This window comes from Streptomyces sp. DT2A-34 (assembly GCF_030499515.1).
Classification (GTDB): domain Bacteria; phylum Actinomycetota; class Actinomycetes; order Streptomycetales; family Streptomycetaceae; genus Streptomyces.
This window is the reverse complement of sequence record NZ_JASTWJ010000001.1, coordinates 4625749-4644599: the sequence shown is the minus strand read 5'-3', so window position 1 is coordinate 4644599 and position 18851 is coordinate 4625749. Positions and strand designations below refer to the sequence as shown.

The following is an 18851-nucleotide window of genomic DNA, read 5'->3' as shown; positions in this document are numbered from 1 at the left end:
GTCATGGGCGGCGCCACCAAAAACAACGTGAGTACGGCTCATCTTGGCGAGCGATTTGTGCGTCATCCACTGACAGGGCGAAACCTGGAGGAGCTCAGAATCAAGCAAAGGGCCGCTGTCATCCTGGAGCGGGACAAGGAAAAACTGAAGAGGAAGGCCGAGAGGAAAACGCCGGATGGTAAGGACCGGTACGTCGCCCCTACCGGGTTCTCTCTGAACAAGGGGCGATTCGGCGACTTTCCCGGTGGGAAGGACGGGAAGGATGGGGAGAGCACGGCGCACCAGCGCGGGTGGCGCGCCTACATGACGGTGGGTGTACCGCTTATTGAAGAGCGAGGTGACATTGCACAGCCGCCTCCTGACGTGATCGCCAAGCAAACGTACGTCAATCGAACCGACCCCGTCCCCACCAAATGGTCTCACAGTGTCGAATTCTCGATTTCGAACACAATCAGCTGGTCGCTCCAAGGGCAGGTGCAGCTCACTTTCGGGGCAAAAGTCATCGCATCGCTGCAGCAACAACTGCAGCAGAGCATGGCGGCGAACCAATCCGAGAAGACCACCCTGAAGAACAGCAAAGACAATCAGGGCGCTGACGCGGAGTCCCAGTCGCAATCCACAAGTACGGCCACAGCCACGGGTACCGCCACGGGCACCGGGGAACTGTCGGCGCAGCTGATGCTTGGGATCACTGCTTCGGTCAGTGGTTCCTTGACCACTGCCTTCAAGACATCGTCCACGCTGAGCGGGGAAGTCGCCAGCCGAGTGGACGTCCTGGCCACGCAGCGACGTCAGGTGAGGAGGTTCGACTACGAATTCCCTATCTCCTTCGGTGGATGGGTCGCTTTGTATTACCCCGAGCCGGTAGAGGTCAAGGAGACCCGCCCGGACGGCCCACAGGCCAAGGAGCCCAAATACGCCAAGGTCATTGCATGGAAGCTCGGCGAGACCGGGGCGGCTGCGGAAACCTTCGACTTGACCGATGAAGGCAAGCCGTTCATGCAAAAAGGGGAAGCCGAGGTCGTTTCCACCCTCGCCGGGGTGCACGAGATCTTCGAGCTTGAAACACTCAATTTCGACAAGAGGTATCACCCTCTCTACAAGGGTGGCGGCGAAGAACAAAAGGAGTCGAAAGAGCCTCCCGTCGAGCGCGCCACCGGGTTGGGGAAGGCCGAGGGCCTCGCGCTGGACCTGGAGAAGAAAAAGGCGTACGTCACCGACCGCAACGGCGGCAAGCTGTACAAGGTGGATCTCGAAAGCGGCAACACGGACTGGGTCCTGGAGAAGCTGGGCGACGTCAACGATGTGGCGCTGGACCTGCGGGGCGACAAGGCCTACGTCACCGACTACAACGGCCGGCGCCTGTTCACGGTGAACCTGTCCGACCGCTCCGTCTCCCCGGTCGCCCAGGGCATGTACGCGTACGGCGTCGCGCTGGACCTGCCGAGCCACAAGGCCTATGTCACCGACTTCGCCAACGGGAAGCTGATCGAGTTCAACCTGAACAGCGAACCGGCGGAGCAGCTACGCACCTGGGACGTGCCGCGAGCCGCCGGCGTAGCGCTGGAAGGCGGCAAGGCGTACGTCGGCCAGTATGACGCCGGCGGGCTGTACGAGGTCGACCTGGCGGCGGATGGAGGCGCCCCGCAGGCCGTGGCCACCAATCTCGGGAGCAGCGTTCGCGTAGCGCTGGATGGCGCAGTCAACGCATACGTCTCCCATCCGGGCGGCGGCACGCTGCATGAGGTCGTCATGGCTGCCGGCGAGGCCAAGGGCCGTCAGCGTGTGGTGGCCGACGGTCTCGGCGAGGTCTGCGGCGTCGGACTGGACCGCGCCAACGGCTGGATCTACGTCAGCACGCGGGGCGGCAAGCTGTCGCGGATCTCCGGCGTGCTGCCCGGTTCCTCGGCAAAGTCGTAGCGCAGGGCGTCTTTTCGCGGGTGGGCGGGTGTGGATGACGTGATCGCGTGGGTTGTTGAGGCTCACGCGGTCGAAGAGTCGTCCACACCCGCCTGTGCCATATCGCCGCAGGGGTCGTCTCCTTCACGCGTGCTCGCAGGTGAGGGCGGGGCGAGCCAGTCACGGCAGGTGGCCGTGACCGGGGCGTCCGGCTGAGGGCCGCAGGTGGGGAAGTCCGCGGCCCTCCGGCATGGCTCGCATCACCGTCAGGTCGTGACGTCCCGCCGCCGCAGCCCCACCAGGCCGACAGCCGTGAGCACTACGGCCACCCCCAGCAGGACCCCGACCGGCCCCCACTCCATCCCCCCACCCGGCAACTTCGGCAGATGCCCGAACGGGGACAGATCCAGCACCGCCCGCGGAACATCCAGCGCGGGCCCCACCCAGCCGAGCAGCAGCACGGCCCCGGCAACACCCCACGCCGCCATCGCCGCCCGCGGCAGCACTCCGTACAGCAGCACCGCCAGCCCGCCGACGACCCACACCGCGGGGAGCTGCGCCAGGCAGGCGCCCAGGATCGGGCCGACATCCTTGCCGTAGCCGACGGCGAAGCCCAGACCCGCGAGCAGCATGATCAGCGCGGAGCCGGTGAAGGCGACCATGAGGTGACCGGCGGCCCAGCGGAGGCGTCCCACGGCGTTCGCCAGGATCGGTTCCGCCCGCATCGAGGTCTCCTCGCCGTGCAGCCGCAGCACCGACCCCACGACGTACAGCGCGGCGATCAGGCCGAGCATGCCGATCATCGCGGCCAGGAAGGCGTCGGTGATGCCGGACTGCCCGCCCATCCGCTGGAAGATCTCGCGGGCGTTGTCGTTGTCGCCGACCAGGTCGGCCACCCCGTCGGTCAGCCCGCCGTAGATGACCCCGGCCAGGAAGAAGCCGATCGACCAGCCGAGCACGCTGCCGCGCTGCAGCCGCCACGCCAGTGCGCCCGCCGTGCCGAGGCGGCCGTCGGCAGGGCCCGGCCGGGCGGGCAGGAAGCTCATGCCCACGTCACGGCGCCCGGCGAGTCCGTACGCCACCACGCCCTGCACCGCAGCCGCCGCCGCGAACAGCAGCAGCACCCACCACCGTTCGCCCGCGAAGGCCCGCAGGTTCTCCAGCCAGCCCAGCGGCGACACCCATGTCAGCACCGACGAACCGTCGTCCGCAGCAGAGTCGCCCGCCGCGCGCAGCACGAACGCGGCGCCCACCAGCCCGGCCGTCAGCCCCCGTGCCAGCCGGGCGCTCTCCGTGAACTGGGCGACGATCGCCGCCAGTGTGGCGAAGACCATGCCGACCCCCGCGAGACCGAGCCCGAGGGCCAGTGCCCCCGAGGCGCCCTGGGCGGACAGCCCGACCGTGACCAGGAGGGCCAGTACGGCGTTGGCGACCGCCGCCGTCAGCAGGGCCGCCGTCAGGGAGGCCCGGCGCCCCACCATTCCGGACGCCACCAGCTCCTGGCGGCCGCTCTCCTCCTCGTCCCGGGTGTGCCGTACGACGAGGAGCAGGCTCAGTACGGCCGCGAGCGCGCCCGCGTAGACGCCGACGCGCCAGGCCGTCAGGGCGCCGATCGAGTCGTCGAAGACCGGGCCGATCAGCGCGCGGAAGGAGGCGTTGGTGGCGGTGTTCTGTACGAGGTCGGCGCGTTCGGCGGGGGTGGCGTACAGGTTCTCCAGCGTGTTCGGCATGGAGAGGATCATCAGCGCGTTCACCGCCACCCAGACCGGGATCATCAGCCGGTCGCGGCGCAGGGCGAAGCGCAACAGCGTTCCGGTGCCTGCCAGTTGGCGTGAGGCTGACGGCCGTACCCCGAGAGCCGTGGCGGTCATCGGGGCACCTCGCTCACGTCGGCCTGGTCAGGCTGGTCGGCCTGGTAGTGCCGCAGGAACAGTTCCTCCAGTGTCGGCGGCGTCGACGTCAGCGACCGCACGCCCGACTCGCTGAGCGAGCGCAGTACGGCGTCGAGTTTGTCGGTGTCGACCTGGAGCCGGACACGGCGGCCCTGACCCCTCTCGATCGACTGAATGGCGAGGTCGTGGACGCCCGGCAGACGGGACAACCCGTTGGGCGGACCGGCGAGTTCGGCCGTGACGCTCGTGCGCGTCAGATGGCGCAGGTCGGCGAGCGAACCGCTCTCGACCGTACGGCCCTTGCGGATGATGCTGACCCGGTCGCAGAGCTCCTCGACCTCGCTGAGGATGTGGGAGGAAAGGAGGATCGTGCGGCCCCGGTCGCGCTCCTCCTCGACACAGCGCCGGAAGACCTCCTCCATCAGCGGGTCCAGGCCCGAGGTCGGCTCGTCGAGGATCAGCAGGTCCACGTCCGAGGCGAACGCGGCGACGAGGGCGACCTTCTGCCGGTTGCCCTTGGAGTACGTGCGGCCCTTCTTCGTCGGGTCCAGCTCGAACCGCTCGATCAGTTCGGCCCGGCGTCGGGTGTCGAGGTTGCCGCGGAGACGGCCGTAGAGGTCGATGACCTCGCCGCCGGACAGATTCCGCCACAGGGCCACGTCGCCCGGCACGTAGGCGATGCGGCGGTGCACCTCCACCGCGTCCGCCCAGGGGTCGCGGCCCAGCACCCGCGCGGCGCCCGCGTCGGCGCGCAGCAGGCCGAGCAGGACGCGGATGGCGGTGGACTTGCCGGCGCCGTTGGGGCCGAGGAAGCCGTGGACCTCGCCGGTCTCGACGTCCAGGTCGAGGCCGGCGAGCGCGTGCGTCTTGCCGAACGACTTGTGCAGTCCGGATACCTCAAGGGCGAGGTTGGCCTTCGTCATGGTTCAGAACGTACGCTTCGTTCAGAAATTTGTGAAGTTAAGGAAGCGTATAAAGTCCCGATAGGATGGCCGCATGACGGAATCAGTCGGGGCCGGCCGCGACGCGGAGTCCGTGTCGCAGTTCGTGGAGTCCTTCGCGGCGCAGCTCGTCGAGGCCGGGATGCAGCGCATGGCCGCCCGGGTCTTCGCCGCGCTCCTCGCCTCCGACAAGGGCGTGCTGACCTCCGCCGAACTGAGCGAACAGTTGCGGATCAGCCCCGCGGCGGTCTCCGGCGCGGTGCGCTACCTGGCCCAGACGCACATGGTGTCGCGCGAGCGGGAGCCCGGTTCGCGCCGGGAGCGCTACCGGGTCCACGGCGACCAGTGGTACGAGGCCCTGACCAACCGCGAGGCCGTCCTCAAGCGGTGGGAGAGCGCCCTGCGCGAGGGCGTCAGCAGCCTCGGCGCCGACACCCCGGCAGGCCGCCGGCTGGCCGAGACGCTCGCCTTCTTCGAGTTCATCGAGGGCGAGCTCGCGGCCATGATGGAGCGCTGGCGGGTGCACCGCGAGAAGACTTTCGGCCAGTAGCGTCCGTCCCTGATTCCGCCGAGTTCGGCCGCCGGGCCGTACGCGAGTCGCTACTCTGAGTTGCGGCTGGTCCGGATCAAGGGGAGGGCGCATCATGACACTCATGGCAGAGCGACCGGTGATAAGCGGCAGCGACTTCGAGGAGCTTCTGGACCTCCTTGATGAGCTGCACGTGCCCGACGGCTACGAGGCCGAGATCATCAGGGGGAGAATCGTCGTGTCGCCGTGGTCCAAGGCCTATTACGCGGATGTGATGGACCTGGTCTGCGATCAGCTGCGCCCTCATCTCCCCGAGGAGCACCGCATCACTTGGGGCCCCCTGCTGTACGTGTTCCCGGGCTTTGAAAGCGCCTGCGGCCCTGACATCCACGCTGCTCACCGACGTGCCCGCCGCACCACCAGCAACCGCCTCGATGGGCAAGCCCTCTCGTTCGTCGCTGAGCTGACCTCTCCTTCCACCCGAAACGACGACCTGACTGACAAGGTCGACGTCTACGGCAAGGCAGGCGTCCCCATCTACCTCCTTCTCGACATGCAGGAAGACCAGGCCACCGTCTACTGGTCGCCGTCGCCGCAGGGATACCGGGGACACCTCACCAAACCGTTCGGCGAGAAGCTCTACATCCCGGAGCCATTCGAGTGCACGCTCGACACCGAGGGCTTCCAGGCCCCGGAGGAGGACGAAGAAGAACCCGAAGCCCAGCAAGAGGCCTGACGGCTTACGCCGACGCCGGCAGCACCAGCCGCAGCCCGCCCTCCCCCACGGTCCACGTCTTCCTGAGCACCGGCCCCGACACCACCGCGTCCGCCCGGTACCGGAAGTGCGCTCCCGACACGGTCACCGTCCGCCCCTCGGCCCGCAGCGGCGAGGCCTCCGCCCCCACCGAGGCCGGCCGCACCTCCACCTCGGCCACACCGGCGAACCCCGGGGCCACCGACACCGCCTCCACCGGCTGGTCGAGGTCCACCAGCGTCGTTCCGTCGACCTCGACCCGCAGCCGCGACGGCCCGGACGGGACCTCGGGTGCGCCCCGCGCCGGCACCAGCGTCCGGACGAGCGACTGACACGTCCGCAACCAGGGCCGCGCCGCGACCGGCCCCACCGCGGTCGCCCCGTTCGGCCCGTTCACCTCGTTCATCCCGGTCGGCTCGGCAGGGTCCCGTATCGGCGGGATCCGCAGGGCGCCCAGCACCACTCCGTCACTGTCGTCGACGAGCAGATCCAGCCGCCGCTCCATCCCGTCCAGCACCGCCCGGGCCGCCGCCACCGCCCCCGTCGGCACCCCCAGGGATCCGGCCAGCGACAGCGCGGCCCCGACCGGCACCACCGCCAGCAGGCATTCGGCCAGCTGGCGCTGCCGGTGCAGCAGCGACACGGCCCGCGTCAGCGCCCGGTCGTCGCCGATGACCACGGGCCGCCGCGACCCGCGCCGAGCCAGTGCCCGGGCGAATTCCTCCGGCCCCTCCGGCAAGCACACTTTCGTCGCCGCACCCGCGCTGAGCACGTCTTTCGCGATCCTGACGGACTCCCCGTCCGTCCGCCGGGCAGCCGCATCGATCACCACCAGCAGCTGATCGGACATCGCGAAAGTCGCCACCTCGGCCATGCCTCGCTTCCTCGGGTAGCATCTTTGTGCAAGAGCCCCTTGCGCTATTGCGCCAGGGGCTTCGTCTATTCCGGGGCCATCCGGTCCGACGGTTCACGGCCAACGACGGCCGCGACCTGTCGTGGTCTACACGGCGGAGACCCTCCGTGTACACCCCTGACCTTGGACATGCCCCGCCCGGAAGGGGTGTACGCGCGTGCCCGCACTTGTGCTGCTCGGTGCTCAGTGGGGTGACGAAGGCAAGGGAAAGGCGACGGACCTGCTAGGCGGCTCCGTCGACTATGTGGTGCGCTACCAAGGCGGCAACAACGCCGGCCACACGGTAGTCGTGGGTGATCAGAAGTACGCCCTCCACCTGCTCCCTTCCGGAATCCTCTCCCCGGGGTGTACCCCGGTCATCGGCAACGGCGTCGTCGTCGACCCGTCGGTCCTGCTCTCCGAGCTGAGCGGTCTGAACGAGCGCGGCGTCGACACGTCGAAGCTCCTCATCAGCGGAAACGCGCACATCATCACGCCGTACAACGTGACGGTCGACAAGGTGACGGAACGCTTCCTCGGCAAGCGGAAGATCGGCACGACCGGTCGCGGCATCGGCCCGACCTACGCCGACAAGATCAACCGCGTCGGTATCCGTGTGCAGGACCTGTACGACGAGTCGATTCTGACCCAGAAGGTCGAGGCGGCCCTCGACGCCAAGAACCAGATCCTCACCAAGCTCTACAACCGGCGCGCGATCGCCGCCGAGCAGGTCGTCGAGGAGCTGCTGGGCTACGCCGAGAAGATCAAGCCGTACGTCGCCGACACGGTCCTGGTCCTCAACCAGGCGCTGGAGGACGACAAGGTGGTCCTCTTCGAGGGCGGCCAGGGCACCCTCCTCGACATCGACCACGGCACGTACCCCTTCGTCACCTCGTCGAACCCGACCGCGGGCGGCGCCTGCACGGGCGCGGGCGTGGGCCCGACGAAGATCAGCCGCGTGATCGGCATCCTCAAGGCGTACACGACCCGCGTCGGCGCCGGCCCGTTCCCGACGGAGCTCTTCGACGAGGACGGCGAGGCGCTGCGCCGCATCGGCGGCGAGCGGGGTGTCACCACCGGCCGTGACCGGCGCTGCGGCTGGTTCGACGCGGTGATCGCCCGGTACGCGACCCGCGTGAACGGCCTGACCGACTTCTTCCTCACCAAGCTGGACGTCCTGACCGGCTGGGAGGAGATCCCGGTCTGCGTGGCGTACGAGATCGACGGCAAGCGCGTCGAGGAACTCCCCTACTCCCAGAGCGACTTCCACCACGCGAAGCCGGTCTACGAGATGCTCCCGGGCTGGAGCGAGGACATCAGCAAGGCCAAGTCCTTCTCCGACCTGCCGAAGAACGCCCAGGCGTACGTCAAGGCGCTGGAGGAGATGTCGGGCGCGCCGATCTCCGCGATCGGGGTGGGTCCGGGCCGGGACGAGACGATCGAGATCAACTCGTTCCTTTAGGACAGGACTCGTTCCTTCTGGAGCAGGACTCGTTCCCGTGGAGCAGGGAGCGCGATCGCCCGGCCGGTTCTCCGGCCGGGCGTTTCTGTGCGCATCCATCGGACGTTTATGGGCGTGACCTCATGCGTACTCAGTCATTCAGGGGGAGACCGGCGGGCGCCGCCGGGGCGACGGAGTCAGCGCACCCGGCCATCCGCGAGGACGGGACGGTCCGGGGCGTCACGGCATGGGCGGAGGCGCTGAGCGGGCTGTACGGGCCGGTCAACGCCTCCGCCGACCAGGGGTTCCGCGCGACCGTGCGATCGCGGGAGCTGGGCCTCGTACGGGTGTCCGCGGTGGACTGTCCGGCCGCGGAGGTACGGGGGACGGCCGGGCCCTGCGGGACACGCGCGGCCCGGTATCACCTCGTCCTTGTGACGGGCGGCGAGGCAGTGCTCGAACAGGCAGGGCGGACCGTGCGGGTCGGGGCCTGCGGCCCGGTACTGCTCGACACGGACCGGCCGTTCCGCCTGCACCTGACCCGACCGCGGAACACGGTGGTCACCGCGCACCTGCCGTGGACGGAGCGGGACGGCCTGGGGGGATCGGTCGCGCGGGAGTTACCGGGACGTGAGCAACTCGCGGTACTGGTAGCGGAGTTCCTGGCCGGCCTCGCGCGGGACGCGACGCCGTACGGGCCGGTCGGCGAGCTGCGCATGGGCGCGGTGGTGACCGAGCTGGTGCGGGCCCTGCTCGACCACCGGCCCGGCGACGGGGAGGGCCCGGCGACCCCGGTACTGCTGCGCCGTATCCAGCTGTACATCCTGGACCACCTCGACGACCGGCGGCTGACGCCGGACCAGGTCGCCGCCGCGCACCACATCTCCACCCGCTATCTGCACCGGCTCTTCCAGGGGCAGGAGCTGACCGTCGCCGCCTGGATCAAGGCCCAGCGGCTGGAGCGGTGCCGACGCGACCTGGCCGACCCGGCGCTGCGCCATCTGCCCGTCCACACCATCGGGGCGCGTTGGGGTTTCGCCCAGCCGGCCGACTTCAGCCGGGCGTTCCGCGCCGCGTACGGCGTCACGCCGACGGGTCTGCGCGCGGGTGCGCTCCCTGCACACAAACAGTGCGCGCCACGCCAACGACAGCTGTCCGCCGTCCCAGCAGACTCAACTTCCTGAGGGAAAGCGGCAGTTGCCGTGGCCCTCGCATCTTTCGGCAGGACTCATGGGGGAACAACATGACCGAACCCGAAAAGCAGGTGACAGCGACCGCGGCGGCGGCCGCACCGAGGGCCGTGGAGCCGCGTGGCGGCGCCGGGATCTTCGATGTCGACCCGGACCAGAGCAAGGTGAGCCAGGACCCGAAGGTAGTCGTCAAGGGCGACATCGCCGCCTTCCCCGAGAACGGGCAGGTGTGACATGGGGTCCGTGGAGGGGATGCTCGCGCAGATGCGCAAGCTGATCGGCACCGGTGAGAACCCGCCCGGGTCGAACAACAACTTCATCACCGACTGGTACGGCTTCGACGACGCGTGGTGCAACATGACCGTCAGCTACGCCGCCGCCAAGTCGGACAACCTCGACGCGATCTTCGGCAAGCACGCGTGGACGGTCGGACACGCCCGGAGGTTCCAGTCCAAGGGGCGCTGGCACTACGGGGTCGGCGGCATCCGCGCGGGCGACGTCGTGTTCTTCGACTGGAGCGGCACCCGGTCCATCGACAACATCGACCACGTCGGCGTGGTCGAGGCCGTCCACTCCAGCGGCAAGATCACCACCATCGAGGGGAACACCAGCGACAAGGTCCTGCGCCGGGACCGCTACTCCTCCGAGATCGTGGGTTACGGCCGCCCCGCCTACGGCAACGCCGCGCCGCTCCCGCCCACCGACGGCATCCTGCGCCGGGGCTCCAAGGGCGCGGCGGTGAAGACCCTCCAGGGCAACCTGAACAAGGTCATGGGCTCGAAGCTGGTCGTCGACGGGGACTTCGGCCCCGCCACCGAGTCGGCGGTGAAGGCCTTCCAGAAGAAGTACGGCCTCACGGTCGACGGTGAGTACGGGCCCGCCTCGGACAAGATGATGAAGTCCGCCCTCAAGGGCGGCACCAAGCCGCAGAAGCCGACTCCGCGCCCGCCGGGTGCCGGGAAGCTCGTCGTCGACGGCCAGTTCGGCCCCGCGACCTGCGCCGCGCTCCAGCGTTCGCTGAACTCGCACGGCGCCAAGCTGTCCGTCGACGGTTCCTTCGGGCCGCTCACGAAGAAGGCCCTCCAGACCTACCTGAAGGTGACCGCGGACGGCGCCATCGGCCCGAACACGGTCAAGGCCCTGCAGAAGAAGGTGGGCGCGGGCGTCGACGGCCAGTGGGGCCCCGACACCACCCGCCATCTCCAGCAGGACCTCAACGCGAACACGTTCTGACCCTGCAGGAACGCCTCCATCCGTAGTCCGTAATTCCGGTTAGTTCGAAGAACTGCGCCGCGTCCGATTTCCGGACGCGGCGCAGTTCTGTGTGTACGGACAGGAAGCCGACAGCAAGCTGAAAGGTTTCAAAAAGATCGCCTTTCGAAGCAACCTGGCATGAACGCGCGCCCTCATTCAGGTCGAGAAGAAAAACGGGGAGGACCGCAGCGAATTGCGGTCCCGGCTCATGGGGGAAGTCTTGTTGCAGAACAGACTTGTTCGTGCCCTGGTCGCCACGGCGACCGCGGGAGTCATGATGGGAATGGCGGCGGGGGAGGCCAGCGCGGCTCCGTCCCGTACCGCGGGTGTGAAGAACGCCGTGTATTTCATTCACGGCCTCGACGGGAAGCATCTCGAAGTCGCCAACGCCAAGCAGGACTGCAAGGCGGTCTGGGGCAAGGCCATGTCCGACCTTCGCACGAAGGGCTGGAAGGGCAAGTTCGTCACCTGGGGGTACTACAAGAAAAACACCAACTGCACCCGCAAGGTGAACGGAAACCTGGACACCCGAATCCAGGAACTCGGCCGTCTCCTCGCCTGGGACATCTACAAGAATTACTCCCGGCACGGCAAGAAGGTCGACGTGGTCGGCCATTCCATGGGCGGCCAGGTAATTCGCGCCGCCATCACCGGCGTGAACAAGTACGGCTCATCGAGCAAGTGGCCGAACTACCTCTACGTCGAGGACGTGGTCACCCTCGGCAGTCCGTTCAAGGGCGCCGGCATGGCGCGGTCATGCGCCGCCCAGGGGCACAAGCAGTGCAGTGACCTGAAGCCGCGTAGCAACTTCCTCTCGTGGGCCGGGCAGAACCCGCAGTCCAGGATGAAGACGGACTGGACCCTCATCGGCTCCAGCGACGACGACGCCGTTCACAGCGGCTCCGCCATCGGCATGAAGGCCGCGCACAAAGTCGTCTACTACGTCAACCAGGGGCTTGAGCACAGCAGCATCAAGAGCGCCGGCGGCAACAAGAAGTACAAGTTCAAGTGGTCCGACGACAACGGCGCACACTGGGGGGAGAGGAACGAGCGGCGCGCCCCGCTCCGCTACACGTACGAGGCGCTGAGGCATCCCGCGGTCTGGTAGGCCGGTGACGAGATGAACGCGGCCCAGGCCTTGCCGGAGACGGTGAGGTTTGGGCCGTCGGGGTTTTTGGAGTCGCGGATGTGGATGGCGGTGGAAACGGCTTGGGGGCAGGGGGCGACTTCGACGCAGGCCCCGCCGCCGCTGTCGCTGTACGACGACTTGCGCCAGGCGTAGGCGACTTCGAGGCATTCGCCGCCGCTGGCGCTGCTGTAGCTGGACTTGAACCACCGCAGGGTGCCAGTCACTGGAGTTCTCCTGCCAACTGCTTGATGAGGCCCAGCGATTCCCGTGGGCCCATGGCCTGTGAACGGATCTTCGCATAGCGATGCGCGTATGTCGTCACCTTGGTCGGGGTGCTCACGAGGAGGCTTTCATCCTGCGCTTCCAGGTAGACGAGGTGCTCGTGCTCCGGGGTTTCCACCAAGGTCATCTCGCCGTGGGCGCCGAAGTGCTCACCACCCAGCCCGCAGTCTAGGGGTAGCACCTGGAAGGTGACGTTGCGGCGCTGCGCGCACTCGGCGAGGTACAGCAGTTGTTCGCGCATAACCTCCCGGCCGCCGATCGTGCGCCGCAGCGCGGACTCCTCTACGACCAGCTCGATCAGTGCCGTCGGATCCCGATCGAAGAGCGCCCGTCGTGCCAACCGTGCCTCGACCAGCTCCTCCACACGCTCGTCCTTGAGAGGTGGATAGCCGCCGCCGATCAGTGCACGGGCGTACTCCTCTGTCTGGAAGAGGCCGTGCACCACGAAGGTGACGTACGTGGAGAGTGTCAACGCCCGCTGCTCCAGGAGTACGTAGTTCTTGAACTGCGCCGGGTACTTGTCCAGCCGCATCAACTCACGCGCCTTCTCGAAGACACCCAGCCCGCCCCCGATCTCCTGCTCCAACCCCACCAGCATCTGATCGCTCGCGGGCTGCGCACACGTCTCCATCGCGCTGATCGCCGCTGCCGTGTACCCGAGCCTGTCGCCCAACTGTGGCTGCGTAAGCCCGTGTTGCTCCCGCAACGCCTTCGCCAGGGCGGCGACCAAATGGGCCGTACCGCCTGCCTCCGTCTTGTTCTCCGCCCGCGCCATTGCGGTCACCTCCGAACTCAACCGAACTCAACCGGTCACAACTCGCGGACGCCGGTCCTCAACCGTGTTCAACCGGCAACGCAGAGTCATGGATCACGCTAGCCCCGCACCCGCAAACTGGCCCCGTGAATACGCAAAGTGACCTGACCTGGATCCCGGCAACCGGCGTTCAACTCCACAAGGCCGGCGTCCAGTTCGACGCGATCCGAGTCGACGGCGAGGAGGGCCGGGACGTCGCCGACTGGCTCGCGCGGATGACCGGAGGTGATCCGGGGCCGATCGTCGAGACGGCGACGGGTCGGCGCGGGGTCTACTTCCTCGTGCCGGTGGGCAGTACGTCCCACCGCGCGTGGCCCGACGGCGTCACCCGCTTCACCGCCGCTCCGGGCCATGTCTCGTACGTCCCGGTGCCCGCGCTCGACGGCCTGACCTGGCCCTTGAGTTGGCGCTACCGCCCGACGACCCCCGACCGCCTCGTGCATACGCGGCTGCTGTGCACCGCCCTTCACTCCCAGGAGTGAAGAACGCGAACTTCCGCCAGGGAAAAGGCGGTTTCGACTTGCAATCGTCGCTCTGCGTGGCCTTAGAGTCACGCCAACAGAAATGCCCCCGCGGTGCGCCAACACCCGGGGGCTCGACACCAGGAGCGTTCCCTCCGGATGCGTACGTATCGTACGACGCCTGCGCGCGTCTTTTCAGGCTTCTCTGCCGCCCTTCTCCGCGACCGGAGTATCTCCTGGCGCGCGGTGAGCGTACTGACGTACCTGCTGGCCCTCCCGCACCACACCCGCGTCACCCTCCGCGCGCTTGCCTCGCCGAGCGCCGAGGGGCGGGCGGGGGTCGTCGCCGCCCTGCGTGAGCTGGAGGAACGGCGGTATCTGCGGCGGGTTGTGCGCGAGGCGGGCGAGGGTGCGGCGGCGGGACAAGTCTCCGTCGCGTACGAGGTGTTCGACGCCCCGTACGAAGCCGCGCCACGAACGGGTGAAACCAAAAAAGTCCCGGGTCGGCGGGCGTCTCCGGGCGCACGTACCGCCGAAGCCGTGCGTCTGCTGCTCCTGCTCGGGGAGTACGACCGGCGCCTCACGCTCGACGCCGCCGAGGCGCGGCGGCTCGCGCCGCTCGTGGACGAGTGGTGGCGGCGGGGTGCCAGTAACGCCCAGGTGCGGGCGGCGGTGACGGGTGGGTGGCCCCGGTCGGTGGGGTCGGCGTACGGCCATGTCGAGGCCCGGCTGCGGGGTGGGATGCGCCGCACCGTGGCACCAACAGCCCTGCGTGTCACGGCTGTTGAGGTTGATTTCCGAAAGCCGGGCGGATTCGCCCGGCGGTTCCTTCAAGAGAAATGGAGCGTTTTCGATGGCCGTCGTACTAGAGCGGCCTGAGGTGGTATACCGTGGGTATACTGCCCTCATGGCTGACACCACCGTCAAGGTCGACCCTGCTGTCCGTGACCGCCTCATGGTCCTCGCCCGCGAGCGAGGGATGACCATGCGTGACCTGATCGCCGAGCTGGCGGGGGCCACGCCGACCCAGGAGGAGCTGCGGAAGCGGTACGAGGCGACCAAGGCGTACTGCGAGACGCACTTCGGTGTGACGCTCACGGACGAGGACCACGACAGGGTGGAGCAGGTCTGGGAGGACCTTGAGGCCGGCCGGCCCGTGGACAGCCTGTGAGCGCGACGAGGGCCGGGTCGACCGGCGTCGTCTTCGACGAGTCCGCCCTGCTGGCGCTCGGTTCGGGGAACTCGCTGGCCTCTCAGTTCGTCGCGAACGCCGAGCACGGGCCCACGCGACACGTCTATGTACCCGCGCTCTGCCTGGCTGCCGCCGACGGTATGCGCAAGGGGCTCGCGGAGCACGTCGGTGCCTTGCCTGCCGTCGACATCGTCGAGCTGGACTTCGCGGGTGCGTCCACAGTGGGTGCGCTGCTGCGTGATGGGGTCGAGTGGCGGCTCGGCCACGCGGTCCATCTGTCCCGGCCCACGGTCGACTGGCCGGACGGGAGGCACGTATTGACCGTCGATCCCGACCTGTATGCGGACATGCCTCTCGTACGCACCATCAGGCTGCCGCACCAGCGCTGAGCCCGACGGGGGGCGCTCGCTCGTCGGGCGCCCCTCCCTCTGCTCCCCGAGGAGTTGCCAGGGGGAAACCTGGCGAATAGGGGCATATCCTGAAGAGGAGGTGATGGAGATGCGCGTGCTACTCAAGGCCCACTTCGACACGGAGAAGGGGAACCAGCTCATCAGCAGCGGAAAGATGGGCGGACTGATCCAGGACATCGTTGACCGGGTCCACCCTGAAGCCGCCTACTTCCTGCCGGACGAAGGTGAGCGCACGGCCTTCCTGGTCTTCGACCTGGAGGACACGTCGCAGATACCGGTGATCACCGAGCCCCTCTTCCGGGAAGGGAACGCCACCGTGTCCTACACGCCGGTGATGAACCTCGACGACGTGCAGAAGGGGCTGTCCCAGTTGAAGTAGGTCAGCTGAAGACGATCATCGAACCCTGCGCCAGGCTCCGTGTCGCCGCCGCGTGCAGCCCCAGCCACACATGCCGTTCGCGGGCGAAGGGGCTCGGGTCGTACGGGGCGGGGACCGCCGGTTCCTCCAGGGCCGTGGGCGCGAGCGGGGGTTGGGGCGCCGCCGGAGGGTTGGCCGGGTCGATGCCGATCACCGGGGCCACGAACTCCAGCTCGCGCAGCAGGGCCTGGGAGGAGCCGAGCGGGCCGCCGCCAGCCAGGAGCTCCTCGTTGGAGAGCGGGCTGGGGAAGTCGACGGGGACGTAGGCGCCCGCATGGTCGTAGTGCCAGACCAGGTGCGACTGCTGGGCCGTGGTCTCGAACATCTCCAGGAGCTGTTCGTAGTCGCCGCCCAGTTCGTCGACCGGGGTCACCGGCAGGCCGCACACCTGGAGCAGGTACGCGCGGCGCAGGAAGTGCAGCGCGTCGTAGTCGAACCCGGCGACCGGGGCGACGTCGCCGGACAGACCCGGCATGTACTGGTACACCGGCACCGGCGGCAGCCCGGCCTCGGCGAGCACCTTGTTGTATTGCGCGAGTTCCTCGGCGAAGGGGTTGTCGGGGGTGTGGCACAACACGTCGACAAGCGGTACCAGCCACAGGTCACAGGCCAAAAGAGGGCTCCTCGCATAGCGCGTCGGTCAGGGAAGGGTAATCGGTGCGGCTCCGGGGCGGAGCCCCTCATACGGGACTTCATGCGGGTCTTCAGGGGACTCCTCAGGCAAGTCCCCGCTCGTGCAGGTCCCATACCCACACTCCGTCCGCCCACTTACCCGGACCGCCCACCAGCTTCCCGGCAACCAAGGGCCGTGCGGTAACCCGGGGGACTCCCGCAGCTCCCGCTCGTGGGTCATCCGGACGCCAGTCGCTCGATCAGCGCGAGGGAGTCCGCGTCGTGGGCGGCGATGATCGAGCGGGCCGTCGGCAGGTCGCGGCGCATCAGGGCGTCGACGAGGTCGGTGTGCCGGGACCACAGACGGCCGCGCAGATCGTCGACGCGGCGCAGATGCTGGACCGCGCAGACCCAGGACTGCACGCGCAGCCGGTGCAGGAAGTCGGCGAGGTAGGGGTTGCCGAAGAGGGCGCCGAGCTCGCGCCAGAAGCGCAGGTCGTAGCCGATGAGCACGGTGAGGTCGCCGGCGGTGGCGGCGCGCTGCGCCTCCTCGGCGCGGCGGCGTACCCCGACCACTGCGGCGTGGACGCGGGGGTCGTCGGGGTCCCGGTGGCGGGCGGTGTCGGTGGCCAGGACCTGGAACATGCCGGTGATGACCAGGCCGCGGGCCTCGATGATGCCGCGGTAGTCCTCGACGGAGTACTCGTGGACGCGGAAGCCGCGGTGCTGGTCGGCCTCGAGGAGACCCTGCGCGGAGAGGTCGACGAGTGCCTCGCGTACCGGGGTCGCGGACACTCCGTACTGCTCGGCGATCTCCTTGACGGTGAACTCCCGCCCCGCCTGCAAACGCCCGGCCAGCACTTCGTCCCGCAGCGCGTCCGCGATCTGCTGCCGCAGGGTGCTCCGGGTCACGGAGCCGTTGCTGCCGTTGCCGGGCATGGTCAGGGCGTCTCCCGTCGTCGCGATGAGGTGGCGGGCACGTACATGTCTACGAGCACGCCACCCTACGCGTTCGGGTGCCGGGGGATGTTCCCGCGGGGACGGGCGGTTTTCTCGCCCCGCCGCCCCTACCCGTCCCATCCCTGGGGGCTGCGCCCCCAGACCCCCGCTTCGGCCCTGAACGGGCCTCGTCCTCGAACGCCGGACGGGCTGAATGGCGCGGGCCGGCGCTGAGAAGCCCGGCCCCGAAGCGTCACCCCGTGTACTCGTCCGCCACAGCCAGCGCAGCGTCCAGGGCTGCCAGTCCCTCCTTCAGCTCGGCCTCGCTCGCGTTGCACGGCGGTACGACATGGGTGCGGTTCATGTTCACGAACGGCCAGAGGCCCCCGGCCTTCGCGGCGGAGCCGAACGCCGCCATCGGGGCGTTCGCCTCGCCGGCCGCGTTGTACGGCACCAGCGGCTCACGGGTCTCCCGGTTCCGCACCAGCTCGACCGCCCAGAACATGCCGACACCGCGCACCTCGCCGACGCAGGGGTGCCGCTCGGCCAGCTCGCGCAGCGCCGGCCCGACCAGCTCGGCGCCCAGCCGGGCGGCGTTCTCGACGACGCCCTCCTCGGCCATGACGTTGATCGTCGCGACGGCTGCCGCGCAGGCCAGCGGGTGACCGGAGTACGTGAGACCGCCGGGGTAGGGCCGCTTCGCGAAGGTCTCGGCGACGGCCCCGGAGATGGCCACCCCGCCCAGCGGCACGTAACCGGAGTTCACGCCCTTCGCGAAGGTCATCAGGTCGGGGATGACGTCGTACAGATCCGCCGCGAACCACTCACCGGTCCGCCCGAACCCCGCCATGACCTCGTCCAGGATGAAGACGATCCCGTACTTGTCGCAGATCTCGCGGACCCCGGCCAGGTAGCCGGCCGGTGGCAGCATGATTCCCGCCGTGCCCGGAATCGTCTCCAGGATGATCGCGGCGACGGTCGACGGTCCCTCGAAGGCGATCGTCGTCTCCAGGTGCTCCAGCGCCCGCGCGCACTCCTGCTCCTCGGTCTCCGCGTAGAAGCGGGAGCGGTAGAGGAAGGGCGCCCAGAAGTGCACGACACCGGCGGCGGCGGTGTCGGAGGCCCAGCGGCGCGGGTCGCCGGTGATGTTCACGGCCTGCTGTGTGCCCCCGTGGTACGACCGGTACGCCGACAGCACCTTCGGCCGCCCGGTGTGCAGCCGCGCCATCCGTACGGCGTGCTCCACGGCGTCCGCGCCGCCGTTGGTGAAGAAGATCTTGTCCAGGTCGCCGGGAGTCCGCTCGGCGATCAGCCGCGCCGCCTCGGACCGGGCCTCGACGGCGAAGGCGGGCGCGAAGGTCGTCATCCTCGCGGCCTGCTCCTGTATCGCGGCGACGACCTTCGGGTGCTGGTAGCCGATGTTCGTGTAGACGAGACCGCTGGTGAAGTCGAGGTAGCGCCTGCCGTCGTAGTCCCAGAAGTACGACCCCTCCGCGCCGGCGACGGCGAGCGGGTCGAGGAGCTCCTGCGCGGACCAGGAGTGGAACACATGCGCACGGTCCGCGGCCTTCACTGCGGCGCCGACCTTGGGATCTGGCTGAGGGGTCATGCGGGCGAGCGTAGGAGTGCGCGGTGTGGGCGAGGTATCGGCGTCATGTCTGTGGTCGGGGGGTTTCCGCGACAAGTTGTCGACAGGAGGGGCGTGCCGGGGGGGGGTGTCACCGGGCGGGCGCCGGGGGCGGCTGCGGGGGGCGGTGGCCCGTCCATTGAAACAGTCATTGACAGCAAGCTGTCTAGCTGAC

21 protein-coding genes are annotated in these 18851 nt (G+C 68.7%); 13 read left to right on the top strand and 8 right to left on the bottom strand.

Going from position 1 to position 18851, the window contains the following annotated elements; translation table 11 throughout:
- The first annotated feature begins 3 nt into the window (after positions 1–3).
- Entirely contained in the window at positions 4–1920 is a 1917-nt protein-coding gene (locus QQM39_RS20385; RefSeq protein ID WP_301998599.1) for a hypothetical protein, read from the top strand.
- Between the two features lie 245 nt (positions 1921–2165).
- On the opposite strand, the gene QQM39_RS20380 is transcribed toward QQM39_RS20385, so the two are convergent.
- Both QQM39_RS20380 and QQM39_RS20375 read right to left on the bottom strand, forming a co-directional pair.
- The gene (locus QQM39_RS20380) at positions 2166–3770 is read right to left on the bottom strand and encodes an ABC transporter permease (RefSeq protein ID WP_301998598.1); all 1605 of its coding nucleotides are present in this window, start codon (positions 3768–3770) and stop codon (positions 2166–2168) included.
- The gene (locus QQM39_RS20375) at positions 3767–4714 is read right to left on the bottom strand and encodes an ABC transporter ATP-binding protein (protein ID WP_301998597.1); all 948 of its coding nucleotides are present in this window, start codon (positions 4712–4714) and stop codon (positions 3767–3769) included. Before QQM39_RS20375 ends, QQM39_RS20380 begins: the two co-directional genes overlap by 4 nt.
- 73 nt (positions 4715–4787) lie before the next feature.
- On the opposite strand from QQM39_RS20375, the gene QQM39_RS20370 reads away from it, so the two are divergent.
- Positions 4788–5282, top strand: a complete 495-nt coding sequence (locus QQM39_RS20370; RefSeq protein WP_301998596.1) for a GbsR/MarR family transcriptional regulator — start codon at positions 4788–4790, stop codon at positions 5280–5282.
- A gap of 94 nt (positions 5283–5376) precedes the next feature.
- Positions 5377–5997: a Uma2 family endonuclease gene (locus QQM39_RS20365; protein ID WP_301998595.1), complete on the top strand. Its 621-nt coding sequence runs from the start codon at positions 5377–5379 to the stop codon at positions 5995–5997.
- Positions 5998–6001: 4 nt separating this feature from the next.
- Here QQM39_RS20365 and QQM39_RS20360 read toward each other — a convergent pair whose 3' ends face one another.
- Positions 6002–6889 carry a diacylglycerol kinase family protein gene (locus QQM39_RS20360; RefSeq protein ID WP_301998594.1) on the bottom strand — a complete coding sequence of 296 codons (888 nt, stop codon included), beginning with the start codon at positions 6887–6889 and terminating at the stop codon, positions 6002–6004.
- A gap of 196 nt (positions 6890–7085) precedes the next feature.
- On the opposite strand from QQM39_RS20360, the gene QQM39_RS20355 reads away from it, so the two are divergent.
- The 5 genes from QQM39_RS20355 (at position 7086) to QQM39_RS20335 (ending at position 11900) form a co-directional block, all read left to right on the top strand.
- A complete protein-coding gene (locus QQM39_RS20355) occupies positions 7086–8369 on the top strand; it encodes an adenylosuccinate synthase (RefSeq protein WP_301998593.1) in 1284 nt (427 codons plus the stop codon).
- A 122-nt stretch (positions 8370–8491) separates the two neighbouring features.
- On the top strand, positions 8492–9532 hold the full coding sequence (locus tag QQM39_RS20350) for a helix-turn-helix domain-containing protein (protein WP_301998592.1): 1041 nt from the start codon (positions 8492–8494) through the stop codon (positions 9530–9532).
- Between the two features lie 59 nt (positions 9533–9591).
- On the top strand, positions 9592–9771 hold the full coding sequence (locus tag QQM39_RS20345; protein WP_301998591.1) for a hypothetical protein: 180 nt from the start codon (positions 9592–9594) through the stop codon (positions 9769–9771).
- Position 9772: 1 nt separating this feature from the next.
- Complete coding sequence (locus tag QQM39_RS20340) at positions 9773–10771, top strand: peptidoglycan-binding protein (RefSeq protein ID WP_301998590.1); 999 nt, start codon at positions 9773–9775, stop codon at positions 10769–10771.
- Between the two features lie 244 nt (positions 10772–11015).
- The gene (locus QQM39_RS20335) at positions 11016–11900 is read left to right on the top strand and encodes a triacylglycerol lipase (protein ID WP_301998589.1); all 885 of its coding nucleotides are present in this window, start codon (positions 11016–11018) and stop codon (positions 11898–11900) included.
- Here QQM39_RS20335 and QQM39_RS20330 read toward each other — a convergent pair.
- On the bottom strand, positions 11861–12145 hold the full coding sequence (locus QQM39_RS20330) for a DUF397 domain-containing protein (RefSeq protein ID WP_301998587.1): 285 nt from the start codon (positions 12143–12145) through the stop codon (positions 11861–11863). The two genes, QQM39_RS20335 and QQM39_RS20330, sit on opposite strands and share 40 nt — an antisense overlap.
- Positions 12142–12978: a helix-turn-helix transcriptional regulator gene (locus tag QQM39_RS20325; protein WP_302003651.1), complete on the bottom strand. Its 837-nt coding sequence runs from the start codon at positions 12976–12978 to the stop codon at positions 12142–12144. The genes QQM39_RS20330 and QQM39_RS20325 overlap by 4 nt, the downstream gene beginning before the upstream one ends.
- A 125-nt stretch (positions 12979–13103) precedes the next feature.
- Here QQM39_RS20325 and QQM39_RS20320 point away from each other — a divergent pair, with 125 nt between their 5' ends.
- From QQM39_RS20320 to QQM39_RS20300, 5 genes are all read left to right on the top strand, one after another.
- Positions 13104–13499 (top strand): hypothetical protein, encoded by a 396-nt coding sequence (locus QQM39_RS20320; RefSeq protein WP_301998586.1) that lies wholly within the window; start codon positions 13104–13106, stop codon positions 13497–13499.
- A 225-nt stretch (positions 13500–13724) separates the two neighbouring features.
- Positions 13725–14357, top strand: coding sequence for a hypothetical protein (locus QQM39_RS20315; protein WP_301998584.1), 633 nt, complete (start codon positions 13725–13727; stop codon positions 14355–14357).
- A gap of 28 nt (positions 14358–14385) precedes the next feature.
- On the top strand, positions 14386–14649 hold the full coding sequence (locus QQM39_RS20310; protein ID WP_301998582.1) for a hypothetical protein: 264 nt from the start codon (positions 14386–14388) through the stop codon (positions 14647–14649).
- A complete protein-coding gene (locus QQM39_RS20305; RefSeq protein ID WP_301998580.1) occupies positions 14646–15059 on the top strand; it encodes a hypothetical protein in 414 nt (137 codons plus the stop codon). Before QQM39_RS20310 ends, QQM39_RS20305 begins: the two co-directional genes overlap by 4 nt.
- Positions 15060–15168: 109 nt before the next feature.
- Entirely contained in the window at positions 15169–15459 is a 291-nt protein-coding gene (locus QQM39_RS20300; protein WP_301998578.1) for a hypothetical protein, read from the top strand.
- A 1-nt stretch (position 15460) separates the two neighbouring features.
- On the opposite strand, the gene QQM39_RS20295 is transcribed toward QQM39_RS20300, so the two are convergent.
- From QQM39_RS20295 to QQM39_RS20285, 3 genes are all read right to left on the bottom strand, one after another.
- Positions 15461–16111 (bottom strand): hypothetical protein, encoded by a 651-nt coding sequence (locus tag QQM39_RS20295; protein WP_301998576.1) that lies wholly within the window; start codon positions 16109–16111, stop codon positions 15461–15463.
- A 236-nt stretch (positions 16112–16347) separates the two neighbouring features.
- Positions 16348–17049, bottom strand: coding sequence for a GntR family transcriptional regulator (locus tag QQM39_RS20290; protein WP_301998574.1), 702 nt, complete (start codon positions 17047–17049; stop codon positions 16348–16350).
- 253 nt (positions 17050–17302) lie between these two features.
- Positions 17303–18658 (bottom strand): aspartate aminotransferase family protein, encoded by a 1356-nt coding sequence (locus tag QQM39_RS20285; RefSeq protein ID WP_301998572.1) that lies wholly within the window; start codon positions 18656–18658, stop codon positions 17303–17305.
- Positions 18659–18851 lie beyond the last annotated feature (193 nt).

Coding starts and splice junctions, on each gene's coding strand:
- QQM39_RS20380 (WP_301998598.1), bottom strand. CDS start 3,770: ATGACCGCCACGGCTCTCGGGGTACGGCCGTCAGCCTCACGCCAACTG.
- QQM39_RS20325 (WP_302003651.1), bottom strand. CDS start 12,978: ATGGCGCGGGCGGAGAACAAGACGGAGGCAGGCGGTACGGCCCATTTG.
- QQM39_RS20360 (WP_301998594.1), bottom strand. CDS start 6,889: ATGGCCGAGGTGGCGACTTTCGCGATGTCCGATCAGCTGCTGGTGGTG.
- QQM39_RS20350 (WP_301998592.1), top strand. CDS start 8,492: ATGCGTACTCAGTCATTCAGGGGGAGACCGGCGGGCGCCGCCGGGGCG.
- QQM39_RS20370 (WP_301998596.1), top strand. CDS start 4,788: ATGACGGAATCAGTCGGGGCCGGCCGCGACGCGGAGTCCGTGTCGCAG.
- QQM39_RS20365 (WP_301998595.1), top strand. CDS start 5,377: ATGACACTCATGGCAGAGCGACCGGTGATAAGCGGCAGCGACTTCGAG.
- QQM39_RS20340 (WP_301998590.1), top strand. CDS start 9,773: ATGGGGTCCGTGGAGGGGATGCTCGCGCAGATGCGCAAGCTGATCGGC.
- QQM39_RS20385 (WP_301998599.1), top strand. CDS start 4: ATGGGCGGCGCCACCAAAAACAACGTGAGTACGGCTCATCTTGGCGAG.
- QQM39_RS20345 (WP_301998591.1), top strand. CDS start 9,592: ATGACCGAACCCGAAAAGCAGGTGACAGCGACCGCGGCGGCGGCCGCA.
- QQM39_RS20300 (WP_301998578.1), top strand. CDS start 15,169: ATGCGCGTGCTACTCAAGGCCCACTTCGACACGGAGAAGGGGAACCAG.
- QQM39_RS20290 (WP_301998574.1), bottom strand. CDS start 17,049: ATGCCCGGCAACGGCAGCAACGGCTCCGTGACCCGGAGCACCCTGCGG.
- QQM39_RS20285 (WP_301998572.1), bottom strand. CDS start 18,658: ATGACCCCTCAGCCAGATCCCAAGGTCGGCGCCGCAGTGAAGGCCGCG.
- QQM39_RS20310 (WP_301998582.1), top strand. CDS start 14,386: ATGGCTGACACCACCGTCAAGGTCGACCCTGCTGTCCGTGACCGCCTC.
- QQM39_RS20375 (WP_301998597.1), bottom strand. CDS start 4,714: ATGACGAAGGCCAACCTCGCCCTTGAGGTATCCGGACTGCACAAGTCG.